Below are 19709 nucleotides of genomic sequence, written 5' to 3' on the forward strand. Positions count from 1 at the left end.
TGTTTTGTTTCCTCTTTGTCTTCTACCATTTCACATTTTTTACCAACCCCCCCCCCCCCCCCCCCCCCCCCCCCGCTCCCACAAGGAATCTCGGCAACAGGACCCAGCGGAGGTTTTGTAGTAATCATGGACCTGTTTCGAAGCGCCCCGATTGCCCAGCCATTGGCCGCCCGCCTGCGCGCGACCAACCTGGATGAGTACGTCGGCCAGGAACATGTGCTCGCCCGCGGCAAGCCTCTGCGCGAGGCCCTGGAGCAGGGCGCCCTGCACTCGATGATCTTCTGGGGCCCGCCGGGCGTGGGCAAGACCACCTTGGCGCGGCTGCTGGCGGAAGTCTCGGACGCGCACTTCGAAACGGTGTCGGCGGTGCTGGCCGGGGTCAAGGAAATCCGCCAGGCGGTGGAAGTCGCCAAGCAGCAGGCCGGGCAGTACGGCAAGCGCACGATCCTGTTCGTCGACGAAGTGCACCGGTTCAACAAGTCCCAGCAGGACGCGTTCCTGCCCTACGTCGAAGACGGCACGCTGATTTTCATCGGTGCCACCACCGAAAACCCCTCGTTCGAACTCAACAACGCCTTGCTGTCGCGGGCGCGGGTCTATGTGCTCAAGAGCCTCGACGAAACGGCGATGCGCAAGCTGGTGCATCGGGCGCTGACCGAGGAGCGCGGCCTGGGCAAGCGGCATTTGAGCCTCAGCGATGAAGGCTTCCAGATCCTGTTTTCGGCCGCCGATGGCGACGGTCGACGCTTGCTCAATCTGTTGGAAAACGCCTCGGACCTGGCCGAAGACGACAGCGAGATTGGCGTCGAGCTGTTGCAAAGCCTGCTGGGCGATACCCGCCGGCGTTTCGACAAAGGCGGCGAGGCGTTCTACGACCAGATTTCGGCGCTGCACAAATCGGTACGCGGCTCCAATCCTGACGGTGCTCTGTACTGGTTTGCGCGCATGATCGACGGCGGTTGCGATCCGCTGTACCTGGCCCGTCGCGTGGTGCGCATGGCCAGCGAAGACATCGGCAATGCCGACCCGCGGGCCCTGAGCCTGTGCCTGGCGGCCTGGGACGTGCAAGAGCGCCTCGGCAGCCCGGAAGGCGAACTCGCCGTGGCCCAGGCCATCACCTACCTGGCCTGCGCGCCGAAGAGCAACGCCGTGTACATGGGCTTCAAGGCCGCGATGCGCAGCGCTACCGAGCACGGCTCCCTCGAAGTGCCGCTGCACCTGCGCAACGCGCCAACCAAGCTCATGAAGCAGTTGGGCTATGGCGATGAATACCGTTACGCCCATGACGAGCCGGACGCCTATGCGGCTGGCGAAGACTATTTTCCCGATGAACTCGACCCCCAGCGCTTCTACCAGCCGGTGCCCCGGGGCCTTGAACTGAAGATCGGCGAGAAGCTCAACCACCTGGCGCAACTGGATCGCCTGAGTCCACGGCAGCGGAGAAAACCTTGATCCCCTTGATACTGGCCGTTTCCGCTGGCGGCGTTGCCGGCACCTTGTTGCGTTTCGCCACGGGCAACTGGATCAACGCAAATTGGCCGCGGCACTTCTATACCGCGACGCTGGCCGTTAATATCGTGGGCTGTCTGCTGATTGGCGTTCTATACGGTCTGTTTTTGATTCGCCCGGAAGTGCCCATCGAGGTGCGGGCCGGGCTGATGGTTGGCTTTCTCGGCGGCCTGACGACTTTTTCATCCTTTTCACTGGATACGGTGCGCCTGCTGGAAACCGGGCAGGTACCGCTGGCCCTGGGCTATGCGGCCATCAGCGTATTCGGCGGGCTGCTCGCCACCTGGGCCGGCCTGTCCTTGACCAAACTTTGATAACGAGAGACCGACATGCTCGATTCCAAACTGTTACGTAGCAACCTCCAGGACGTAGCGGACCGCCTGGCTTCCCGTGGCTTTGCCCTGGACGTCGCGCGCATCGAAGCGCTGGAAGAACAGCGCAAGACCGTCCAGACCCGCACCGAAGCCCTGCAGGCTGAACGTAACGCGCGCTCCAAGTCCATCGGCCAGGCCAAGCAGCGTGGCGAAGACATCGCGCCGCTGATGGCCGATGTCGAGCGCATGGCGGGCGAATTGAGCGCGGGCAAGGTCGAGCTGGACGCGATCCAGACCGAGCTGGATTCGATCCTGCTGGGCATCCCGAACCTGCCTCACGAATCGGTGCCGGTCGGTGAAGACGAAGACGGCAACGTCGAAGTGCGCCGTTGGGGCACGCCGACCACCTTCGATTTCCCGGTGCAGGACCACGTGGCGTTGGGCGAGAAGTTCGGCTGGCTCGATTTCGAAACCGCCGCCAAGCTGTCGGGCGCGCGTTTCGCCTTGCTGCGCGGGCCGATCGCCCGTCTTCATCGGGCCCTGGCACAGTTCATGATCAACCTGCACGTGACCGAGCACGGCTACGAGGAAGCCTATACGCCGTACCTGGTCCAGGCCCCGGCGCTGCAAGGCACCGGCCAGTTGCCGAAGTTCGAGGAAGACCTGTTCAAGATCAGCCGCGACGGCGAGGCCGACCTGTACCTGATCCCGACCGCCGAAGTCTCGTTGACCAACATCGTCGCTGGCGAGATCGTCGACGCCAAGCAACTGCCGATCAAGTTCGTGGCCCATACGCCGTGCTTCCGCAGCGAAGCCGGGGCGTCGGGCCGCGACACCCGTGGCATGATCCGCCAGCACCAGTTCGACAAGGTCGAGATGGTCCAGGTCGTCGAACCTTCGAAGTCCATGGAAGCCTTGGAAAGCCTGACCGCCAACGCCGAAAAAGTCCTGCAACTGCTGGAACTGCCGTATCGCACCCTGGCGCTGTGCACCGGCGACATGGGCTTCAGCGCGGTGAAGACCTACGACCTGGAAGTCTGGATCCCGAGCCAGGACAAGTACCGCGAGATTTCGTCGTGCTCCAACTGTGGTGACTTCCAGGCCCGCCGCATGCAGGCGCGCTTCCGCAACCCGGAAACCGGCAAGCCGGAACTGGTCCACACCCTCAACGGCTCCGGCCTGGCGGTGGGGCGTACCCTGGTGGCCGTGCTGGAAAACTACCAGCAGGCCGACGGTTCGATTCGGGTGCCCGAGGTGTTGAAACCCTACATGGGCGGCATCGAGGTCATCGGCTAAATGGACTATCTGCCACTGTTCCACAACCTGCGCGGCAGCCGCGTGCTGGTGGTCGGCGGCGGGGAAATTGCCTTGCGCAAGTCCCGCCTGCTGGCCGATGCCGGCGCGTTGCTGCGGGTGGTCGCACCCGACATCGAACCGCAGTTGCGGGAACTGGTCAGTGGCAGCGGCGGCGAGTGTGTCCAGCGCGGTTACCTGGAGACGGATCTGGACGGTTGCGGGCTGATCATTGCCGCCACCGACGACGAACCGCTCAATGCCCAGGTCTCGGCCGATGCTCACAAGCGTTGCGTGCCGGTCAACGTGGTGGACGCGCCGGCCCTGTGCAGCGTGATCTTTCCGGCCATCGTCGACCGTTCGCCCTTGGTGATAGCGGTGTCCAGTGGCGGCGATGCGCCGGTGCTGGCGCGGCTGATCCGGGCCAAGCTGGAAACCTGGATTCCTTCGACTTACGGGCAACTGGCTGGGTTGGCGGCGCGTTTCCGCAATCAGGTCAAAGGTTTGTTCCCCGATGTCCAGCAGCGCCGGGCATTCTGGGAAGAAGTGTTCCAAGGCCCCATCGCCGACCGTCAGTTGGCCGGGCAGGGCGGCGAAGCCGAGCGCTTGCTGCGGGAAAAGATCGACGGCCAGGCGCCGAACGCGCCGGGCGAAGTCTATCTGGTGGGGGCCGGGCCGGGTGATCCGGACCTGCTGACCTTCCGCGCCTTGCGCCTGATGCAGCAGGCGGACGTGGTGTTGTACGACCGCCTGGTGGCCCCGGCGATCCTCGAACTGTGCCGGCGCGACGCCGAGCGCATCTACGTCGGCAAGCGCCGCGCCGACCACGCCGTGCCCCAGGACCAGATCAACCAGCAATTGGTCGACCTGGCCCGCCAGGGCAAGCGTGTGGTGCGGTTGAAGGGCGGCGATCCGTTCATTTTCGGCCGTGGTGGGGAAGAGATCGAGGAACTGGCGGCCCATGGCATCCCGTTCCAGGTCGTCCCGGGCATCACTGCCGCCAGTGGTTGCGCGGCCTACGCCGGGATCCCGCTGACCCATCGCGACTACGCCCAGTCGGTGCGTTTCATCACCGGCCATCTCAAGGACGGCACCAGCGATCTGCCGTGGGCCGACCTGGTGTCCCCGGCGCAGACGCTGGTGTTCTACATGGGTTTGGTTGGCCTGCCGATGATCTGCAACGAGCTGATCAAGCACGGCCGTGCGGCGGACACGCCGGCGGCGTTGATCCAGCAGGGTACGACGTCCAACCAACGGGTTTTTACCGGTACCTTGGCGGATTTGCCACGGCTGGTGGCCGAGCATGAGGTGCATGCGCCGACGTTGGTGATTGTTGGGGAAGTGGTGCAATTGCGCGAGAAGTTGGCCTGGTTCGAAGGGGCTCAGGGGCAGGTCTGAAGACCGCGTTGTCCCCATCGCGAGCAGGCTCGCTCCCACAATGGGACGGTGTACAGCCACAGATTTATGGTTGCACGACGATCAAATGTGGGAGCGAGCCTGCTCGCGAAGAGGCCTTCAGCTACAACGAATTCTTCAGATCAATCCCGGCGCCACGCCAAATCCCTTTCCCACTCAACCGCTCCCGATCATGGGCGACGGTAAAGTCCTGCTTCGGCCCCTTGGGCACGATCCCATTGGGATTGATAGTCTTGTGGCTGCCGTAGTAATGGCCCTGGATATGGGTGAAATCCACGGTTTCGGCAATCCCCGGCCATTGATACAGCTCCCGCAGCCAGTTCGACAGGTTCGGGTAATCGGCGATGCGCCGCAGGTTGCATTTGAAGTGGCCGAAGTACACCGCGTCGAAGCGGATCATCGTGGTGAAGAGCCGGATATCGGCCTCGGTCAGATACTCGCCCGCCAGGTAACGACGGTTTGCCAGCAACGTTTCCAGCCAATCCAGCTCGGCAAATAATCGGTCGAAGGCTTCTTCGTACGCCGCTTGGGTCGTGGCGAATCCGGCCCGGTAGACGCCATTGTTCACCGCCGGATAGATGCGCTCGTTCAACGCATCGATCTCGCCGCGCAGGTGTTCGGGATACAGGTCCAGGTCGTTGCCGGTCAAGCCGTCGAAGGCACTGTTGAACATGCGGATGATTTCCGCCGATTCGTTGCTGACGATGCGTTGTTGCTGTTTGTCCCAAAGGGCCGGCACGGTGACGCGGCCGGTGTAGTCCGGCGTGTCGGCGGTGTAGCGCTGATGAAGGAATTGCAGATCGTCGAGTTTGTCACCCGTGGAGCCGTGGGCCTGGTCGAAGGTCCAGCCGTTCTCCAGCATCAGGTAGCTGACCACCGAGACATCGATCAGGTTTTCCAGGCCCTTGAGCTTGCGAAAGATCAGCGTGCGGTGGGCCCAGGGGCAGGCCAGGGAGACATACAAATGGTAGCGCCCGGCCTCGGCGGCGAAGCCGCTCACGCCGGAAGGGCCGGCGCTGCCGTCGGCGGTCACCCAATTGCGGCGTTGCGCCTGCTCGCGCTGGAAACTGCCGTCCTTGCTTTCATACCACTGGTCCTGCCAGCGGCCCTCGACCAACAAACCCATCTGAATGTCCTCGCTCAATAATCATTGGAGACGAGTCTATTCCGATAGGTTCGAACAAAAAGCGCAAAGGTTGGGCGTTGATGATCGATTAAATCGATCTGTCCCGGGCATCCCAATATCGCCGGGCCTTGTCGAACGCTTCGTCGCGTGTGTCGCCCAGGCCGCGTAGCGCCAACGCCATGGTGGCGATCAGCGCCAGTTGCGGGTAGCTGTCCTCGACGTCACCGCGCCAGATTGCCTTCAAGTGCTCAGGGTCGAGGCGTTCGGGTTTGACGTGGCGCTGCTCGGCCAGTCGCGGCCATTCTTCGTCCCAACTGGCGCCGCCGGTGGTGCCGTACAGGTGGCTGTCGGCATCCGGGTTGATCTCGATCTCGCCGCCGTCGCCCTTGATCACGATGGCGGTATCACCGAGCAAGCCGCTGGCATCGCGATGCACGGCCTGGTAGCCCGGGTGGAAGATACTTTGCAAGCCGCAACGAGCCGCCAGCGGATTGAGGATCCGCGCCAGGGAATGGATCGGCGAGCGCAGGCCCAGGGTGTTGCGCAGGTCGATCATGCGCTGCATTTGCGGCGCCCAGTCCACCAGCGGCATGAAGGCCAGGCCGCCGTTGTCCAGCGCGCTGCCGACCTGTTGCCAGTCCCGGCACAGCGGGATCCGCAGCAAGCCCAGCAATTGTTCGGTGTAGAGCCGCCCGGCGGTGTGAGCGCCGCCGCCGTGCATGAAAATCCGCACGCCGTTCTGCCCCAGGCATTTGGCCGCCAGCAGGTACCACGGCAAATGGCGCTTCTTGCCGGCGTAGGTCGGCCAGTCGAGGTCCACCGTCAACGCCGGAACCACCAGGCGCTCACGCAGGGCTTCGGTGAAGCCGGCCATTTCCTCGGCGCTTTCTTCCTTGTGCCGCAGCAGCATCAGGAAGGCGCCCAGTTGGGTGTCCTCGACTTTTTCATCGAGGACCAGGCCCATGGCTTCGCGGGCTTCTTCGCGGGTCAGGTTGCGGGCGCCGCGCTTGCCTTTGCCAAGAATGCGCACGAACTGGGCGAATGGGTGTTCGGCCGGGGTTTCAAGGGTCAGCGCTGGGAAGTCGGTCATAAGCAATTCGTCGGTTTGGGCAGGCCCGCCAGCTTGGCGGCGAGTTTGGCGGGAGTGCCTTTGAACAATCGGTTCAGGTGCAGGCTGTTACCTTTGTCCGCCCCCAGTTTCAGCGCCGTGTATTTGATCAGCGGCCGGGTCGCGGGGGAGAGTTGGAATTCGTTGTAGAAGCCGCGCAGCAGTTCGAGGATTTCCCAGTGTTCGGGGCTCAAGTCGATGTCTTCGGCGGTGGCCAGGGCGGTGGCGACTTCGGCCGACCAGTCGTCCAGGTCGGCCAGGTAGCCGTCCTTGTCCAATGCGATGGCGCGACCGCCCACGTTCAGCGTGTTCATAGCCAGGTGTTGACCTTGTCGTGCTCGATCGACAGCTCGACGAAACCTGAGTAGTTGATGGCTTCGGCCCAGTCTGGCGTGTCCAGGGCGCGGGCCTGTAAGTCTTCGGCGAGCACGAACAGGCTCACGCCCGCAGCCTGCAGCACGTCAAACGGTGGGCTGCCCGGTTGCAACGCGTACGTCGCGTCGCCACACAACAGCAGCGCATCCTGATTGCCCAGTACCCGCAGGCAACTGGCGAGGCGGTTGTCGCCGAAGGGCGAATGAGACAACACATGCAAAGTCGACATCAGAGGGTGATCACCTGGTCGTAGCGGTCGATGAGCGCGGCGATGTCCGCTGCACCCAGTACTTTCACCTCGCCCAGCGCCAGGGCATCGTTAGCAACGCCGCGTTCGGCGGCGCTGTCGGCGCAGAGAAACAGGTCGTCGACACCGAACATCGGCAGGGCCTGCAGGTTGGCGCTCAGGTCCTTTTGCTGGACGGCCTTGGCGTTTTGGCCGGCGCTGAGCTGGAACACACCGTCATCGAGAAACAGCAGGCCGATGGGCAGGTCGAACGCCCCGCCGGCGAGGACGATGTCCAGCGCTTCGCGGGCACCAGGGCCGGACCACGGGGCCTGTCGGCTGATCAGCAATAAAGACTTGGCCATCACGCGCCTCCAAAACAGATCAAGCGGTCGGCGTCCTGGATTGCGTCGTGCAACTGGCCCAGCCCGGACAAGGCCCAGGGCGCTTCGACACTGGCCGCCGAGCGCTGGTAGCGCTGGGCCTCTTCCTCGTTCAACACACCACGGCGCAACGCCGCGGCGATGCAGACCACGCCGTCGAGCCGGTTGTCGCTGACAAAGGCGCGCCACTGCTGGGGCAGGTCCTGCTCGTCCTGGGGCGTGACGACACTGGCACAGGCGTTGTAGACGCCGTCCTGATAGAAAAACAGCCGCACGATCTCATGCCCACCCGCCAGCGCCGCCTGGGCAAACAGCAAGGCACGGCGCGAGGAGGGCGCATGGGCGGCGGAAAACAGCGCGATGGCGAACTTCATGACAAATCCGATCAGCAAAACTGCGGCCATGATAAAGCTTTATGGGCGGTGGGGCGATTGCCAGGGAAGGGTGAGATTTTTTGGGAGTTAACCCTGTGGCGAGGGAGCTTGCTCCCGCTGGGCTGCGCAGCAGCCCCTGGATCTGGCAACGCAGTGTGTCAGGTTGAATGAGTTGCTTTTTTTAGGCCTGCTGCGCAGGCCAGCGGGAGCAAGCTCCCTCGCCACAAGGGTTCAGTGCTTGGCCTTTAGGCCATTGAGCTCGCAATACTCGGCCCATTCCATCCCTGCCATTTCCGCCACTTCCTTATGCACCTCCAGGCGCTGGGCCTGGTAGTCCTCGGGCGAGGCGGCGGTCAGTTGCAGGGTCAGTTCCCAGGCAAACAGCCCCAGGCGCTCGGCCTCGGCTTCGAACGCTTCATGCAAGCGCTCGGCGCGGTACTGCGTGGCGGTCTCGCCCTTGGCCTGGGCCAGCAGCGGGTTGAGGTGGTCCAGTTCGTGGCGCAGTTCGGGGCGCTCATCGAGAAACCGTTCCAAGGCCCGTTCGTGTTGCTGTTCGGTTGTCGCCATGGTTACTCCTTGGGGGACAGGGCGCGACAGAGTGCGTGAATCGGTGTTCGCTGTCGCGGGTAAATTTCAGTAAAGCAGCACGATGGCTGGGGCCGCAGTGCTACAGTCCGTTTTTTTCTCGATGAGTGAACGCAATGCGAATGTTGACCGTGGCCCTGGCCGCTACCTTGCTGGCCGGCTGCGCGGGTTCGGCGATGAATGAAGCCCGGACCCAGGCCCCTTACAAGACCCTGACTTCGGACAAACCCGAGCAGGTCGTGGCCCAGTGCGTGCAGTTTTCCTGGCAGGACGAGGCAGTATTCGGTGTCGATGCAGGCGCTTACCTGCAACCGGGCAAGAAGGGCGGCTCGACGGTCTATACCCGCTCTGCCGAATCGTTTGTCGATTTGCACGCCGGGGCGACGGGCACCGAGTTGAGTTATTACGCCAAGCATGACGACTTCGTGGCCAAGCGCCGGTTGGCGGCGTTGGCGACTTGTCTTTAAGCCGATAGACCGAGGTGCCTGCCATCGCGAGCAGGCTCGCTCCCACACGAGGTCATCCGCCGCAGGACCCCTGTGGGAGCGAGCTTGCTCGCGATGGCGGTGGTTCAGGCAACAGGAATATTGACTGTTAGATCGCTATCGCGAGCAAGCTCGCTCCCACACTGGTCGGGGGTGGCCGAACGATTGCCTTCCACCACAGGTATTGGGTTTCAGTCAGAGGCAGTCAGGCGCTTCTGGAAGAAGAAGTGCTGGTGGCCCGGCGGGTAGTCGTCGATCTGGCCGATTTCCGTGAAGCCGTGTTTGCGGTAGAACGCCGGCGCCTGGAAGTCGAAGGTGTCCAGCCAGATGCCCACGCAGTTTTTCTCCCGGGCCAATTCTTCGGCCATCTGCATCAGGGTCGAGCCGGTGCCCTGGCCCCGGGCCTGTTCCGGCACGACCAGCAATTCGATGTACAGCCAGCTAAAAAACACTCGGCCGTACAGCCCACCGACAATTTCCCCCTGTTCATCCCGCACCAGCCAAGCCACCAGTTCCGGCACCGTCCCGCCGGTCTTGGCCGTGTTATAGGCGCGCAGCGGCGCGAGGATGGCCTGGCGTTCTTCGTCGGTGGGTGTGTCCGTGCGTTCGATTCGTAGCGTCATCGGCGATGTCCCTATGCAGTCAAGATGAACCGCAGGAGCCTATCCCAAAGGTTGCGTTGGCGTCACGGTCGACTTGGAAACAGGCGCATTACGCAAACCGAGCCATACTAGCTAGCTGCTTGATGCGTTCCCCCGACTTTCTAAAACAAGAAGAGGCCGACTCATGAAGTTCGAATCCTTAGCCCGGACCCTTATCGCTACGTCGTTGACCCTCGGTTGTTTATCGACGTACGCCGCCTCCCAGGCGCCAGTGGCCGCCGAAAACGGCATGGTGGTCACCGCCCAGCACCTGGCGACCCATGTCGGGGTCGACGTGCTCAAGAACGGCGGCAATGCCGTGGATGCGGCGGTGGCGGTGGGCTATGCCCTGGCGGTGGTGTATCCGGCGGCGGGCAACCTGGGCGGGGGCGGTTTCATGACCCTGCAACTGGCCGATGGCCGCAAGACGTTCCTGGATTTCCGCGAAAAAGCCCCCCTGGCCGCCACAGCGAACATGTACTTGGACAAGGACGGCAACGTCGTGCCCGAACTCAGCACCCGCGGCCACCTGGCAGTGGGTGTGCCCGGCACCGTGTCCGGCATGGAACTGGCGTTGAGCAAGTACGGCAGCAAGCCCCGGGCGGAACTGATCGCCCCGGCCATCAGGTTCGCCGAGGAAGGCTTCACCCTGGAGCAGGGCGATGTCGATCTGCTGGAAACCGCCACCGAGGTGTTCAAGAAAGACATGCGTGACTCCGGTGCGATCTTCCTGCACAACGGCGAGCCCATGCAGGTCGGCCAGAAGCTGGTGCAAAAGGACCTCGCCAAGACCTTGCGGGAAATCTCCGCCAAAGGTGCCGATGGTTTCTACAAGGGCTGGGTCGCCGATGCCCTGGTCACTTCCAGCCAGGCCAACAAAGGCATCATCACCCAGGCCGACCTGGACAAATACAAGACTCGCGAGCTGGCCCCGGTGGAATGCGACTATCGCGGCTACCACATCATCTCGGCACCGCCACCCAGTTCCGGCGGGGTGGTGCTGTGCCAGATCATGAACATACTCGACGGCTATCCGATGAAGGAGCTGGGGTTCCATTCGGCCCAGGGCATGCACTACCAGATCGAAGCCATGCGCCACGCCTACGTGGACCGCAACAGCTACCTGGGTGACCCGGACTTCGTGAAGAACCCCATCGACCATCTGCTGGATAAAAACTACGCCGCCAAGCTGAGGGCCGCGATCGAGCCGCAAAAGGCCGGCGACTCGCAGAAGATCAAGCCCGGCGTAGCACCCCATGAGGGCAGCAACACCACCCATTACTCCATCGTCGACAAGTGGGGCAACGCCGTTTCGGTCACCTACACCTTGAACGACTGGTTCGGTGCCGGTGTCATGGCCAGCAAGACCGGGGTGATCCTCAACGATGAGATGGACGACTTCACCGCCAAGGTCGGCGTGCCCAACATGTATGGCCTGGTGCAGGGCGAGGCCAACGCCATCGCGCCGGGCAAGGCGCCGTTGTCATCCATGAGCCCGACCATCGTCACCAAGGACGGCAAGACGGTCATGGTGGTGGGCACCCCGGGCGGCAGCCGCATCATCACCGCGACGTTGCTGACCATCCTCAACGTGATCGACTACGGCATGAACCTCCAGGAGGCGGTCGACGCGCCGCGTTTCCATCAACAGTGGATGCCGGAGGAAACCAACCTGGAGACCTTCGCGGCCAGCCCGGATACCCAGAAGTTGCTGGAAAGCTGGGGGCACAAGTTCGCGGGCCCGCAGGACCCCAACCACATTGCCGCGATCCTGGTGGGCGCGCCGTCATTGGGCGGCAAGCCCGTGGGCAAGAACCGCTTCTATGGCGCCAACGATCCCCGTCGCAACACTGGGCTGTCGTTGGGTTATTGAGGGAGCGCGGCTCCGATACCGTCAGAAGAGGGAAATATGAACACCGCATTGCTGATCATCGATGTCCAGGAGGCGCTGTGCAGCGGCGAAGAAGAGTGCTTCGACCGCCAGCGCATCCTCCAGACCATCAACGACCTCAGTGCCAGGACCCGGGCTGTCGGCCGGACAGTGATCCTGATCCAGCATGAAGAACTGGAGGGCGCGCTGGCCTATGGCGCTGCCGGCTGGCAACTGACCGCCGACCTGTTGACCGCGGCGGATGACCTGCGGGTGCGCAAGACCACCCCCGACGCCTTCTACCAGACCGACCTGCAACCGCTGTTGCAGGCCCGGGGCATCGACCGCCTGGTGATCTGCGGGTTGCAAACCGATTGTTGCATCAATGCCACCGTGCGCCAGGCCCATGCCCTGGGGTACGACGTGGTCCTGGCGGCCGACGCCCACTCCACCGTGGACAATGGCAGCATGGCGGCCGAGCAGATCATCGCCAACCACAACAACCGACTGGGGCGGCTGAGCAGCGCGGTGTCGCGGATCGATGTGGTGGCGGCGGCTGACATTCGCCTCTGACCCGAAGCCAATGAAAGGTCACCTCAACCCTGTGGCGAGGGGATTTATCCCCGCTGGGCTGCGAAGCGGCCCCATGGCCCATCCGACACACTGCAGTGATAGATACAATGGGGCCGCTTCGCGACCCAGCGGGGATAAATCCCCTCGCCACAGGGGAAGCGGGTGATGACAACTGATCCTCTGATCACCACAGCAGCGCGCGCACTGGCAGCGGGAGACCCCGTGGCCGCGCTCAATCGCATCGCCTTGCGCAACGATGCCCCGGCCCTCGCGCTTCGCGGCATCGCCATGGCGCAGTTGGGCGATCTGGCCAAGGCCCGGGCCCTGATGCGTCGGGCCGGCGCGGCCTTCGGGCCCCAGGAAGCCGTGGCACGGGCGCGTTGTGTGATCGCCGAAGGTGAAATCGCCCTGGCGTCCCGTGACCTGGCATGGCCAATGAAACGCCTCGACGCCGCGCGGGCTGTGCTCGAAACCCACGGCGACCGAGCGAACGTCGCCCATGCCCACACGATCAAAATCCGCCGCCTGCTGTTGATCGGTCGACTCGACGAGGCCGAGCTCAAACTGGTCGATCTGGATCTTGCCTGGCTGCCCTTGGCATCACGGGCGGCTTGCGAGTTGGTGGCCGCAGGGATCGCCATGCGGCGTCTGCAAACGCAAACCGCCCGCGCCGCCCTCGAACGAGCCGGGCACGCCGCTCAGCAAGCGGGAATCGGTGCGCTGAGCGCCGAAATCGAAAGCGCCTGGCAACTGCTGAGTACGCCCGCCGCGCGCCTGATCGCCCGGGGCGAAGAGCGCCTGCTCGTACTGGAAGAGGTGCAAGCCCTGTTGGCCGGGTCGGCGCTGGTGGTGGACGCGTGCCGCTATGGAATCAGTGGCGCTGGCATTCAGGTCGACCTGGCTCGGCGCCCGGTGTTGTTCGCCCTGGCGCGGGCGTTGGCGCACGCATGGCCCGGCGACGTGTCGAGGGAAGCACTCATGACCCAGGGCTTTGGCTTGAAGCTGACGGATGAGTCCCATCGCGCCCGGCTGCGGGTCGAGATGGGGCGGTTGCGGGCGATGCTTCGCCCGTTGGCGGAGGTGAAGGCCACCCCGCGCGGTTTTACCCTGGTGCCGCGGCAGGCAGAGGAGGTCGTGGTGCTCGCGCGCCCCGTCGAGGAACCCTACGGGGCAGTGCTGGCGCTATTGGCCGATGGCGAAGCCTGGTCCACGTCGGGGTTGGCGCTGGCCCTGGACATCAGCCAACGCAGCGTGCAGCGAGCCCTGGAAACACTGGCCGCCGCCGGCAAGGCGCAGTCGTTCGGGCGCGCCAGGGCCCGGCGTTGGATGGCGCCGTCGATGCCGGGATTCGCGACGGTATTGTTACTCACGGCACTGCCATCCGATGGCTAGGATGCACTCAACCCCTACCGATGAGGTGAGTGAGATGAAACGTTCAGAAGCACAGATCCTGCGTGAATACGGCCCGTTCCCGGGCGTCGACTGCGTGCACGGCGTCAGCCATGATGGCGAGCGCGTCTGGTTCGCTTCAGGCGAGAAGCTGCACGCCCTCGACCCCGCCAGCGGCCAGACCGTGCATGCGCTCGATGTCCCGGCGAACGCGGGTACGGCGTTCGACGGTGAGCATTTGTTCCAGATCGCCGGTGACAGCATCCGCAAGATCGACCCGCGCACCGGCCAGGTCCTGGCCACGATTCCGGCCCCCAACAGCGGTGATGATTCCGGCCTGGCGTGGGCCGAAGGCTCGCTCTGGGTCGGTCAGTACAAGGCGCGCAAGATCCTGCAGATCGACCCCGCCGACGGCCGGGTCCTGCGCACCATTGAATCCAACCGCTTCGTCACGGGCGTGACCTGGGTCGATGGCGAACTGTGGCATGGCACCTGGGAAAACGACGAGAGCGACTTGCGGCGGATCGATCCGCAAACGGCGCAAGTGCTGGAAAGCGTGACGATGCCGCCAGGGATCGGTGTGTCGGGGTTGGAGTCTGACGGCGCGGATAGGTTTTTCTGTGGTGGCGGAGGCAGTGGCAAGGTGCGGGCGGTGCGTCGGCCTGTGTGAGCGCTGGCCGATTCGCCGTAGCCCTTGTGGCGAGGGAGCTTGCTCCCGCTCGACCGCGAAGCGGTCGCCAATGCCTTGGGCCTGCTTCGCAGTCCAGCGGGAGCAAGCTCCCTCGCCATCCAGCGGGAGCACGCTCCCTCGCCACCACAGCGGATGGTTCAGCGCTGGGAGTAATGTTTCACGGCGCGCCAAGCACCATCGTCCAATACACCCCCGCATCGCTGCGTGAATCGCGGGCGGAGGCTGCGCCCATTTGGGTGAACATCGGGTTCATCAGGTTGGCGCAATGTCCGGGGCTGGCGAGCCAATCGTGCAGGGCCTGGCTTGGTGAGCGTTGGCCGGCGGCGATGTTCTCACCTAATTTACGTCCGCGAAAACCGGCGCTCTTGGCCCGATCGGAGGTGGAGCGTCCGTCCGGGTCGCGATGGGCGAAATAATTCTCCCGGGCCATCGACCGGCTGTGGCCCTGGGCCGCCGTGCCCAAGGCGGCGTTCCAGCTCAGCGGCCGAGTCGCCGCGAAGCGCTGGCGCCCGCACATCCGGGGCTTGGCCCTGGCGGCATTGACCTGGGCCAGCAGCGTCTTGTCCGACGCCCCCGCATCGCTCATCCGTGTGCCGCCCATGGGCTGCGCCAGCACGACGCGCCATTCATCACCAACCCGATTGACGCCGATATCGGCGTACTGGCTGTCCAGCAGCGCTGCGCAATGTTCATCGGCCAGCATTTCAAAGGCTTCTTCGGCGTCCCGCGCGTCGGTCAGGCGAATGCTGCGCACGGCCTGGGCTTGATAGCCGGCGTCTTTCAAGGTATCCCGCAGACCGCCGCGAAAACCGATCGGCAAGCCCAGGCTCGAACGCAGCACCAGCGGCTGCGCCGCCCGCACCGTGCGCCATTCACAACGGCGGGACTGGCTACGGAAGTCGTTGATGGCTTCCACCAGCTGCCTTTCGCCGCGGGCCTGGGCGGGGCTGGTGAGTAAGGGAAACAGGGCAAGCAGGCACAGCGAAACGAAACGGCAAGAGCGAACAGGGTGGCGCATGGGGCGAACGGCTCAAGAAGGGGGAGTTGCGTTAGCGCCAGGCTCGGCGCCGATCAGTTGGAAAATTCGTCGCTGCAGGTCGGCGAGGTTTTCACGGCTGGGGTAGGACTGTGGGTTCGGGAACAAGTTTCCGCAGGGCGAAGACTTAATTTTCAGGTCCGTGTGGGTCTGTCTGGACCCATGGCGGGGCATACGCTGTAGCGCTGACTGAACACCTTTGTGGCGAGGGAGCTCGCTCCCGCTGGCCTGCGAAGCAGGCCCAAGGCATTGGCGACCGCTTCGCGCTGGAACGCCAGCCCGGCCGAGCGGGAGCAAGCTCCCTCGCCACAATCGGTTCGGTCAATTCAATTTGTCGGTTCAGCCACCGGCGCCTTGGCCCGCTCAACCTTGCGATAGGTCAGCAACACGATGCCTGTCACCACAATCGCGCCGCCCAGGATCTGGCCCGGGTTGAGCATCTGGTCCAGCACCAGCCAACCGATCAGCAGCGTCGCCAGCGGTTCGATGTTCATCACCGGGGCGTTGCGCGGCATGTCCAGCCGGGGCACGGAAATGAACAGCACGATGAACCCGGTGCCATAGAGCACCACCAAGGTTGCCAGGGCGAACCAGCCGGTGCTGCTGGCTGGCAGGTCGAAGCCGCCGGGCAGGGCACCGGTCAGGCCGGCGAGGTTGACGCTGCTGAACACGATGAAAATCGTCAGCAGGCTGCGGACTGAGCCGCGCACCTGGGACAACTTGTGATCAGTGATCCACAGCGCACAGGCGAACACACACGCGGCGCAGAAGGCCAGGCCCACCCCGAGCAGCCATTGCGGACCAACGTCCTGCCCGGACGACAACCGCGCCGGCACTTCCAGCACGAACACCAGCCCCACCAGGATCATACCCATCAACGCGGCGGTGCGCGCCGTCGGGCGGGGGCCACCCAACGCCCAGGTCAGCAAGGCCAGCAGGATCGGAAACACGTTGCCCACCAACAAGGCCAACGCCACCGGCACCCGCGCCACAGCGGAGTACAGGCACAGGCTCTGGGCGCCGATCAACAGCCCCAGGGTCAATTGCCAACGCCACGCACCGGGCGACAAGCGCAGACTCTGCCGTTGCCAGAGCACCATCGCCGCCAGCACCAGCAGCGTCCCGCCCGAACGCAAAAGGATCGCCAGCAACACCCCGGCACCGTCATCGAACGCGGCCCGGGCGGCGACGTGGTTGCCGGCGAAGGCGCAGCCCATGCACAGCAGGACCAGTACGGCGAGGTGGCGGGGTAACGGTGTGGGGATAGCAGGTGTGGCGGTGGAGCGGGTCATGGCAGATGTCTCGAAGGCGACCGCCAAGGCAAAAGGCCCCGGATCGGTTATTTTAAGTTATAAGTTGTCGTACAACTCTAAGGTTTTTATCTCATGGGGTGCAAGGGACAAGATCTGCGGGCCTGTGCGCTCGGTTGCATGGGGGCGGTCGCGATAGCGGTGGTTCAGTCATATGGATGCCGGGCTTTCTGGCCTCTTCGCGAGCAAGCTCGCTCCCACAGGGGACTGGGTGGGCATGAGTTTTGTGTCTGTTGAAAATCCAGTGTGGGAGCGAGCTTGCTCGCGATAGCGGTGGTTCAGTCAATGAAGATGTTGGATGTACCGGCCTCTTCGCGAGCAAGCTCGCTCCCAAAGGGGGACTGGGTGGGCATGAGTTTTGTGTCTGTTGAAAATCCAGTGTGGGAGCGAGCTTGCTCGCGATAGCGGTGGTTCAGTCAATGAAGGTGTTGGATGTGCTGGCCTCTTCGCGAGCAAGCTCGCTCCCATAACGGCTTGGTGAACAGCATTACGCACATTGCCCAGCGCTTTGCTGTACAACCATCAGGCCGCTGTGTCGTCTACAGCATTGCCTTCTTGCGGGAAAACTCATGCGCCTGGCCGATTTCATCCTCGACAACATCGAGCCGATTCTTCAGGCGTGGGAAGACTTCGCCAAAACCATCACCCCCGCGTCCATTGGCATGGATTCCGTGGCCCTGCGCGACCATGCCGAGCAGATGCTGCGCACCATCGCCGCTGACCTGCGCACTTCCCAAACGCGCAAGGAGGCGATTGCCAAGTCCCACGGGGAAGCGCCGGCGACCGAGGCCGAAACCGCCGCCGAAACCCATGCGGTCATCCGCCAGTCTTCGGGTTTTACCGTGGAGCAAATGGTTTCCGAATACCGGGCCCTGCGCACCAGCGTGCTCATGCTCTGGATGCCGCACATGCAACTGGATCACAAGCAGGTCATGGACGATCTGATTCGATTCAACGAGGCCGTGGACCAGGCCTTGGCCGAGTCCGTGGTCAGTTATTCGGCAGCGGTGGATGCGTCGCGCAACATCTTCCTGGGGATTCTTGGGCATGACCTGCGCAGCCCCTTGGGCGCGATCCTGCTGAGTTCCGAAGTGCTGCTACGGGCCGGGGACCTGCCCGCCAAAGCCACCAAGATCACGTCGCGCATCTACACCAGCGTCAAGCGGGCCAACAAGATCGTCGGCGATCTGCTGGATTTCACCCGTACCCAACTCGGCTCGGGCATTCCGGTGCAGCGTTTCAACGGTGATCTGGTGGCCGCTTGCGAAGGCATGGTGGAGGAGGCGCGGGCCTATCATCCGGAAAGCGAAATCCTCTTTGAAACGACCGGTGCCCTGGAGGGGCTGTTCGATCCGGCCCGTATGGAGCAGGTGTTCGCCAACCTGATCGGCAACGCTGTCCAGCATGGCACCGAAGGCACGCCGATTACCGTTTCGTTGAGCGTTGAACGGGATATGGCAGTGATCGCGATCAACAACCAGGGCAAGCCTATCGAGAAAGAGGCCATCGCCAGCATCTTCAATCCGATGGTCCGAAATCTGCGCAGCGGTGAAGCGCAATATGGTTCCACGGCCGGGCTCGGGCTGGGCCTGCACATCGCCTCGGCAATCGTATCGGCCCATCAGGGCACCATCGAGGTGCATTCGAAGGCACGAGTCGGCACGACCTTCACCGTGCGCATACCGCTGCACCCGGACTGAGAGTTGTCCAGGTGAGCCGCTTCATCTACTTGTACGATGTCTTATCACGGAGTAAAACTGTCGTCCCGTCCAATAATAATTAACGGAGACGCACGATGGATGCTTCGCAATCTGCAACCGCCGCCGATCAAGGCCGCCGGGTCTTCCTGAAAAAATCCCTGGTGGTCTCGGCCGCCGCCGCTACCCTCGGCAACCTGCCGGGGCTCGCCCAGGCCGAGCCCTTGAGCCAGCGTTACCCGGACCCGCTGATCAACATCCTCGACCCCAGCTTCATGGACTTGCGCATCTTCAACGCCAGCGTGGAGAAGCTCGCCAGCGGCCTGCGTTGGGCAGAAGGGCCGGTGTGGGTCGGTGACGGGCGTTACCTGCTGGTCAGTGACATTCCCAACAACCGCATCGTGCGCTGGGATGAAGTCACCGGTGGCCTCTCGGTCTACCGCGAGAACTCCAATTTCTCCAACGGCATGTGCCGCGATCGCCAGGGGCGATTGCTGGTGTGTGAAGGCTCCACCACCGCCAGCGAAGGCCGGCGTATCACTCGCACCGAACACAACGGCACCCTCACCGTGCTGGCGGACAGTTTTGAGGGCAAGCCTTTCAACTCGCCCAACGACATCGTTTGCAAGCGGGACGGTTCGGTCTGGTTCACCGACCCACCGTTCCAGACCGGCAACAACTACGAAGGGCACAAAGTCACCCCGGTCCAACCCCACGCGGTGTACCGCATCGACGGCGAAACCGGCAAGGTCAGCCGGGTGATCGACGACCTGGCGGGGCCGAACGGGTTGTGTTTCTCCCCGGACGAGAAAACCCTCTATGTGGTCGAGGGCCGCGCCAAGCCCAACCGCTTGGTCTGGGCCATCGCGGTCAAGGCCGACGGCACCCTGGGCGAGCGGCGCAAGCACATCGAAGGCCTGGATTACGCAGCGATCGACGGCATCAAGTGCGATGAAAGCGGCAACCTCTGGTGCGGTTGGGGCGGCAATGGCGACCCCAAGGCCGACCTGGAAAAACTCGACGGCGTGCGGGTGTTCAACCCCGAAGGCAAGGCCATCGGGCACATCTCCCTGCCGGAGCGATGCCCTAACGTCTGCTTCGGCGGCCGGGAAGGCAATCGGTTGTTCATGGCCGGCAGCCATTCGTTGTATTCGCTGTTCGTGAATACCCGAGGGGCGACGTTTGCCTGATTGAAGCACCCATCTTCGATGGCGTGATGGCCTCTGTGGCGAGGGAACTTGCTCCCGCTGGGCTCTGTAGGAGCTGGCGAAGCCTGCGATCTTTTGATCTTGATCTTGATCTTGATCT

General features: G+C 63.6%; 21 protein-coding genes. 11 read left to right on the top strand and 10 right to left on the bottom strand.

The features are described 5' to 3' along the window. Positions 1 to 126 precede the first annotated feature (126 nt). Genes ACIPQ1_RS01450 through cysG form a run of 4 tightly spaced genes read left to right on the top strand, consistent with a single transcriptional unit; the run spans position 127 to position 4514 of the window. Positions 127 to 1452 (top strand): replication-associated recombination protein A, encoded by a 1326-nt coding sequence (locus ACIPQ1_RS01450; protein WP_186710181.1) that lies wholly within the window; start codon positions 127 to 129, stop codon positions 1450 to 1452. Beyond that, complete coding sequence (gene crcB, locus ACIPQ1_RS01455) at positions 1449 to 1823, top strand: fluoride efflux transporter CrcB (protein ID WP_446533427.1); 375 nt, start codon at positions 1449 to 1451, stop codon at positions 1821 to 1823. The genes ACIPQ1_RS01450 and crcB overlap by 4 nt, the downstream gene beginning before the upstream one ends. A 15-nt stretch (positions 1824 to 1838) precedes the next feature. After that, complete coding sequence (serS, locus tag ACIPQ1_RS01460) at positions 1839 to 3119, top strand: serine--tRNA ligase (protein WP_053185694.1); 1281 nt, start codon at positions 1839 to 1841, stop codon at positions 3117 to 3119. Next, entirely contained in the window at positions 3120 to 4514 is a 1395-nt protein-coding gene (gene cysG, locus ACIPQ1_RS01465; RefSeq protein WP_053123159.1) for a siroheme synthase CysG, read from the top strand. It begins immediately after the preceding gene. Between the two features lie 121 nt (positions 4515 to 4635). On the opposite strand, the gene ACIPQ1_RS01470 is transcribed toward cysG, so the two are convergent. From ACIPQ1_RS01470 to ACIPQ1_RS01500, 7 genes are all read right to left on the bottom strand, one after another. Beyond that, positions 4636 to 5658, bottom strand: coding sequence for a glutathione S-transferase family protein (locus ACIPQ1_RS01470; RefSeq protein WP_446533428.1), 1023 nt, complete (start codon positions 5656 to 5658; stop codon positions 4636 to 4638). Between the two features lie 88 nt (positions 5659 to 5746). After that, positions 5747 to 6748: a glycosyl transferase family protein gene (locus ACIPQ1_RS01475; RefSeq protein ID WP_411387063.1), complete on the bottom strand. Its 1002-nt coding sequence runs from the start codon at positions 6746 to 6748 to the stop codon at positions 5747 to 5749. Further along, on the bottom strand, positions 6745 to 7080 hold the full coding sequence (locus ACIPQ1_RS01480) for a TusE/DsrC/DsvC family sulfur relay protein (protein WP_250962980.1): 336 nt from the start codon (positions 7078 to 7080) through the stop codon (positions 6745 to 6747). The genes ACIPQ1_RS01475 and ACIPQ1_RS01480 overlap by 4 nt, the downstream gene beginning before the upstream one ends. Next, positions 7077 to 7370 carry a sulfurtransferase complex subunit TusB gene (tusB, locus tag ACIPQ1_RS01485; protein ID WP_250962979.1) on the bottom strand — a complete coding sequence of 98 codons (294 nt, stop codon included), beginning with the start codon at positions 7368 to 7370 and terminating at the stop codon, positions 7077 to 7079. The genes ACIPQ1_RS01480 and tusB overlap by 4 nt, the downstream gene beginning before the upstream one ends. Beyond that, positions 7370 to 7732 (bottom strand): sulfurtransferase complex subunit TusC, encoded by a 363-nt coding sequence (gene tusC / locus ACIPQ1_RS01490; protein ID WP_250962978.1) that lies wholly within the window; start codon positions 7730 to 7732, stop codon positions 7370 to 7372. Before tusC ends, tusB begins: the two co-directional genes overlap by 1 nt. Then, positions 7732 to 8124: a sulfurtransferase complex subunit TusD gene (tusD, locus tag ACIPQ1_RS01495; RefSeq protein WP_053123601.1), complete on the bottom strand. Its 393-nt coding sequence runs from the start codon at positions 8122 to 8124 to the stop codon at positions 7732 to 7734. The genes tusC and tusD overlap by 1 nt, the downstream gene beginning before the upstream one ends. A 231-nt stretch (positions 8125 to 8355) precedes the next feature. Further along, entirely contained in the window at positions 8356 to 8691 is a 336-nt protein-coding gene (locus ACIPQ1_RS01500; protein WP_446533429.1) for a DUF6388 family protein, read from the bottom strand. Positions 8692 to 8825: 134 nt separating this feature from the next. Between ACIPQ1_RS01500 and ACIPQ1_RS01505 the strand changes: the two genes are divergently transcribed. Continuing rightward, positions 8826 to 9176, top strand: a complete 351-nt coding sequence (locus tag ACIPQ1_RS01505; protein WP_013693699.1) for a hypothetical protein — start codon at positions 8826 to 8828, stop codon at positions 9174 to 9176. Between the two features lie 209 nt (positions 9177 to 9385). Here ACIPQ1_RS01505 and ACIPQ1_RS01510 read toward each other — a convergent pair whose 3' ends face one another. Beyond that, the gene (locus ACIPQ1_RS01510; RefSeq protein ID WP_446533430.1) at positions 9386 to 9817 is read right to left on the bottom strand and encodes a GNAT family N-acetyltransferase; all 432 of its coding nucleotides are present in this window, start codon (positions 9815 to 9817) and stop codon (positions 9386 to 9388) included. A gap of 163 nt (positions 9818 to 9980) precedes the next feature. Here ACIPQ1_RS01510 and ggt point away from each other — a divergent pair, with 163 nt between their 5' ends. The 4 genes from ggt to ACIPQ1_RS01530 all read left to right on the top strand — a co-directional run bounded on the left by ggt (position 9981) and on the right by ACIPQ1_RS01530 (position 14337). Further along, on the top strand, positions 9981 to 11708 hold the full coding sequence (gene ggt / locus ACIPQ1_RS01515) for a gamma-glutamyltransferase (protein WP_446533431.1): 1728 nt from the start codon (positions 9981 to 9983) through the stop codon (positions 11706 to 11708). Between the two features lie 36 nt (positions 11709 to 11744). Continuing rightward, positions 11745 to 12278: a cysteine hydrolase family protein gene (locus ACIPQ1_RS01520; protein WP_250962974.1), complete on the top strand. Its 534-nt coding sequence runs from the start codon at positions 11745 to 11747 to the stop codon at positions 12276 to 12278. Between the two features lie 165 nt (positions 12279 to 12443). Continuing rightward, positions 12444 to 13670 carry a helix-turn-helix domain-containing protein gene (locus ACIPQ1_RS01525; RefSeq protein WP_446533432.1) on the top strand — a complete coding sequence of 409 codons (1227 nt, stop codon included), beginning with the start codon at positions 12444 to 12446 and terminating at the stop codon, positions 13668 to 13670. Positions 13671 to 13704: 34 nt separating this feature from the next. Next, a complete protein-coding gene (locus tag ACIPQ1_RS01530; RefSeq protein WP_250962972.1) occupies positions 13705 to 14337 on the top strand; it encodes a Vgb family protein in 633 nt (210 codons plus the stop codon). Positions 14338 to 14515: 178 nt separating this feature from the next. On the opposite strand, the gene ACIPQ1_RS01535 is transcribed toward ACIPQ1_RS01530, so the two are convergent. Both ACIPQ1_RS01535 and ACIPQ1_RS01540 read right to left on the bottom strand, forming a co-directional pair. Then, positions 14516 to 15376 (bottom strand): CAP domain-containing protein, encoded by an 861-nt coding sequence (locus ACIPQ1_RS01535; protein ID WP_446533433.1) that lies wholly within the window; start codon positions 15374 to 15376, stop codon positions 14516 to 14518. Between the two features lie 344 nt (positions 15377 to 15720). Continuing rightward, positions 15721 to 16686, bottom strand: coding sequence for an EamA family transporter (locus ACIPQ1_RS01540; RefSeq protein WP_411387120.1), 966 nt, complete (start codon positions 16684 to 16686; stop codon positions 15721 to 15723). Between the two features lie 587 nt (positions 16687 to 17273). On the opposite strand from ACIPQ1_RS01540, the gene ACIPQ1_RS01545 reads away from it, so the two are divergent. Both ACIPQ1_RS01545 and ACIPQ1_RS01550 read left to right on the top strand, forming a co-directional pair. Beyond that, positions 17274 to 18404, top strand: a complete 1131-nt coding sequence (locus ACIPQ1_RS01545; RefSeq protein ID WP_411387121.1) for a sensor histidine kinase — start codon at positions 17274 to 17276, stop codon at positions 18402 to 18404. Positions 18405 to 18499: 95 nt separating this feature from the next. Then, positions 18500 to 19591: an SMP-30/gluconolactonase/LRE family protein gene (locus ACIPQ1_RS01550; protein WP_446533434.1), complete on the top strand. Its 1092-nt coding sequence runs from the start codon at positions 18500 to 18502 to the stop codon at positions 19589 to 19591. Positions 19592 to 19709: the final 118 nt, after the last annotated feature.

It is taken from the genome of Pseudomonas sp. LARHCG127, from assembly GCF_052871455.1.

Coding starts and splice junctions, on each gene's coding strand:
- ACIPQ1_RS01450 (WP_186710181.1), top strand. CDS start 127: ATGGACCTGTTTCGAAGCGCCCCGATTGCCCAGCCATTGGCCGCCCGC.
- serS (WP_053185694.1), top strand. CDS start 1,839: ATGCTCGATTCCAAACTGTTACGTAGCAACCTCCAGGACGTAGCGGAC.
- cysG (WP_053123159.1), top strand. CDS start 3,120: ATGGACTATCTGCCACTGTTCCACAACCTGCGCGGCAGCCGCGTGCTG.
- ACIPQ1_RS01470 (WP_446533428.1), bottom strand. CDS start 5,658: ATGGGTTTGTTGGTCGAGGGCCGCTGGCAGGACCAGTGGTATGAAAGC.
- ACIPQ1_RS01475 (WP_411387063.1), bottom strand. CDS start 6,748: ATGACCGACTTCCCAGCGCTGACCCTTGAAACCCCGGCCGAACACCCA.
- ACIPQ1_RS01480 (WP_250962980.1), bottom strand. CDS start 7,080: ATGAACACGCTGAACGTGGGCGGTCGCGCCATCGCATTGGACAAGGAC.
- tusB (WP_250962979.1), bottom strand. CDS start 7,370: ATGTCGACTTTGCATGTGTTGTCTCATTCGCCCTTCGGCGACAACCGC.
- tusC (WP_250962978.1), bottom strand. CDS start 7,732: ATGGCCAAGTCTTTATTGCTGATCAGCCGACAGGCCCCGTGGTCCGGC.
- tusD (WP_053123601.1), bottom strand. CDS start 8,124: ATGAAGTTCGCCATCGCGCTGTTTTCCGCCGCCCATGCGCCCTCCTCG.
- ACIPQ1_RS01500 (WP_446533429.1), bottom strand. CDS start 8,691: ATGGCGACAACCGAACAGCAACACGAACGGGCCTTGGAACGGTTTCTC.
- ACIPQ1_RS01505 (WP_013693699.1), top strand. CDS start 8,826: ATGCGAATGTTGACCGTGGCCCTGGCCGCTACCTTGCTGGCCGGCTGC.
- ACIPQ1_RS01510 (WP_446533430.1), bottom strand. CDS start 9,817: ATGACGCTACGAATCGAACGCACGGACACACCCACCGACGAAGAACGC.
- ggt (WP_446533431.1), top strand. CDS start 9,981: ATGAAGTTCGAATCCTTAGCCCGGACCCTTATCGCTACGTCGTTGACC.
- ACIPQ1_RS01520 (WP_250962974.1), top strand. CDS start 11,745: ATGAACACCGCATTGCTGATCATCGATGTCCAGGAGGCGCTGTGCAGC.
- ACIPQ1_RS01525 (WP_446533432.1), top strand. CDS start 12,444: ATGACAACTGATCCTCTGATCACCACAGCAGCGCGCGCACTGGCAGCG.
- ACIPQ1_RS01530 (WP_250962972.1), top strand. CDS start 13,705: ATGAAACGTTCAGAAGCACAGATCCTGCGTGAATACGGCCCGTTCCCG.
- ACIPQ1_RS01535 (WP_446533433.1), bottom strand. CDS start 15,376: ATGCGCCACCCTGTTCGCTCTTGCCGTTTCGTTTCGCTGTGCCTGCTT.
- ACIPQ1_RS01540 (WP_411387120.1), bottom strand. CDS start 16,686: ATGACCCGCTCCACCGCCACACCTGCTATCCCCACACCGTTACCCCGC.
- ACIPQ1_RS01545 (WP_411387121.1), top strand. CDS start 17,274: ATGCGCCTGGCCGATTTCATCCTCGACAACATCGAGCCGATTCTTCAG.
- ACIPQ1_RS01550 (WP_446533434.1), top strand. CDS start 18,500: ATGGATGCTTCGCAATCTGCAACCGCCGCCGATCAAGGCCGCCGGGTC.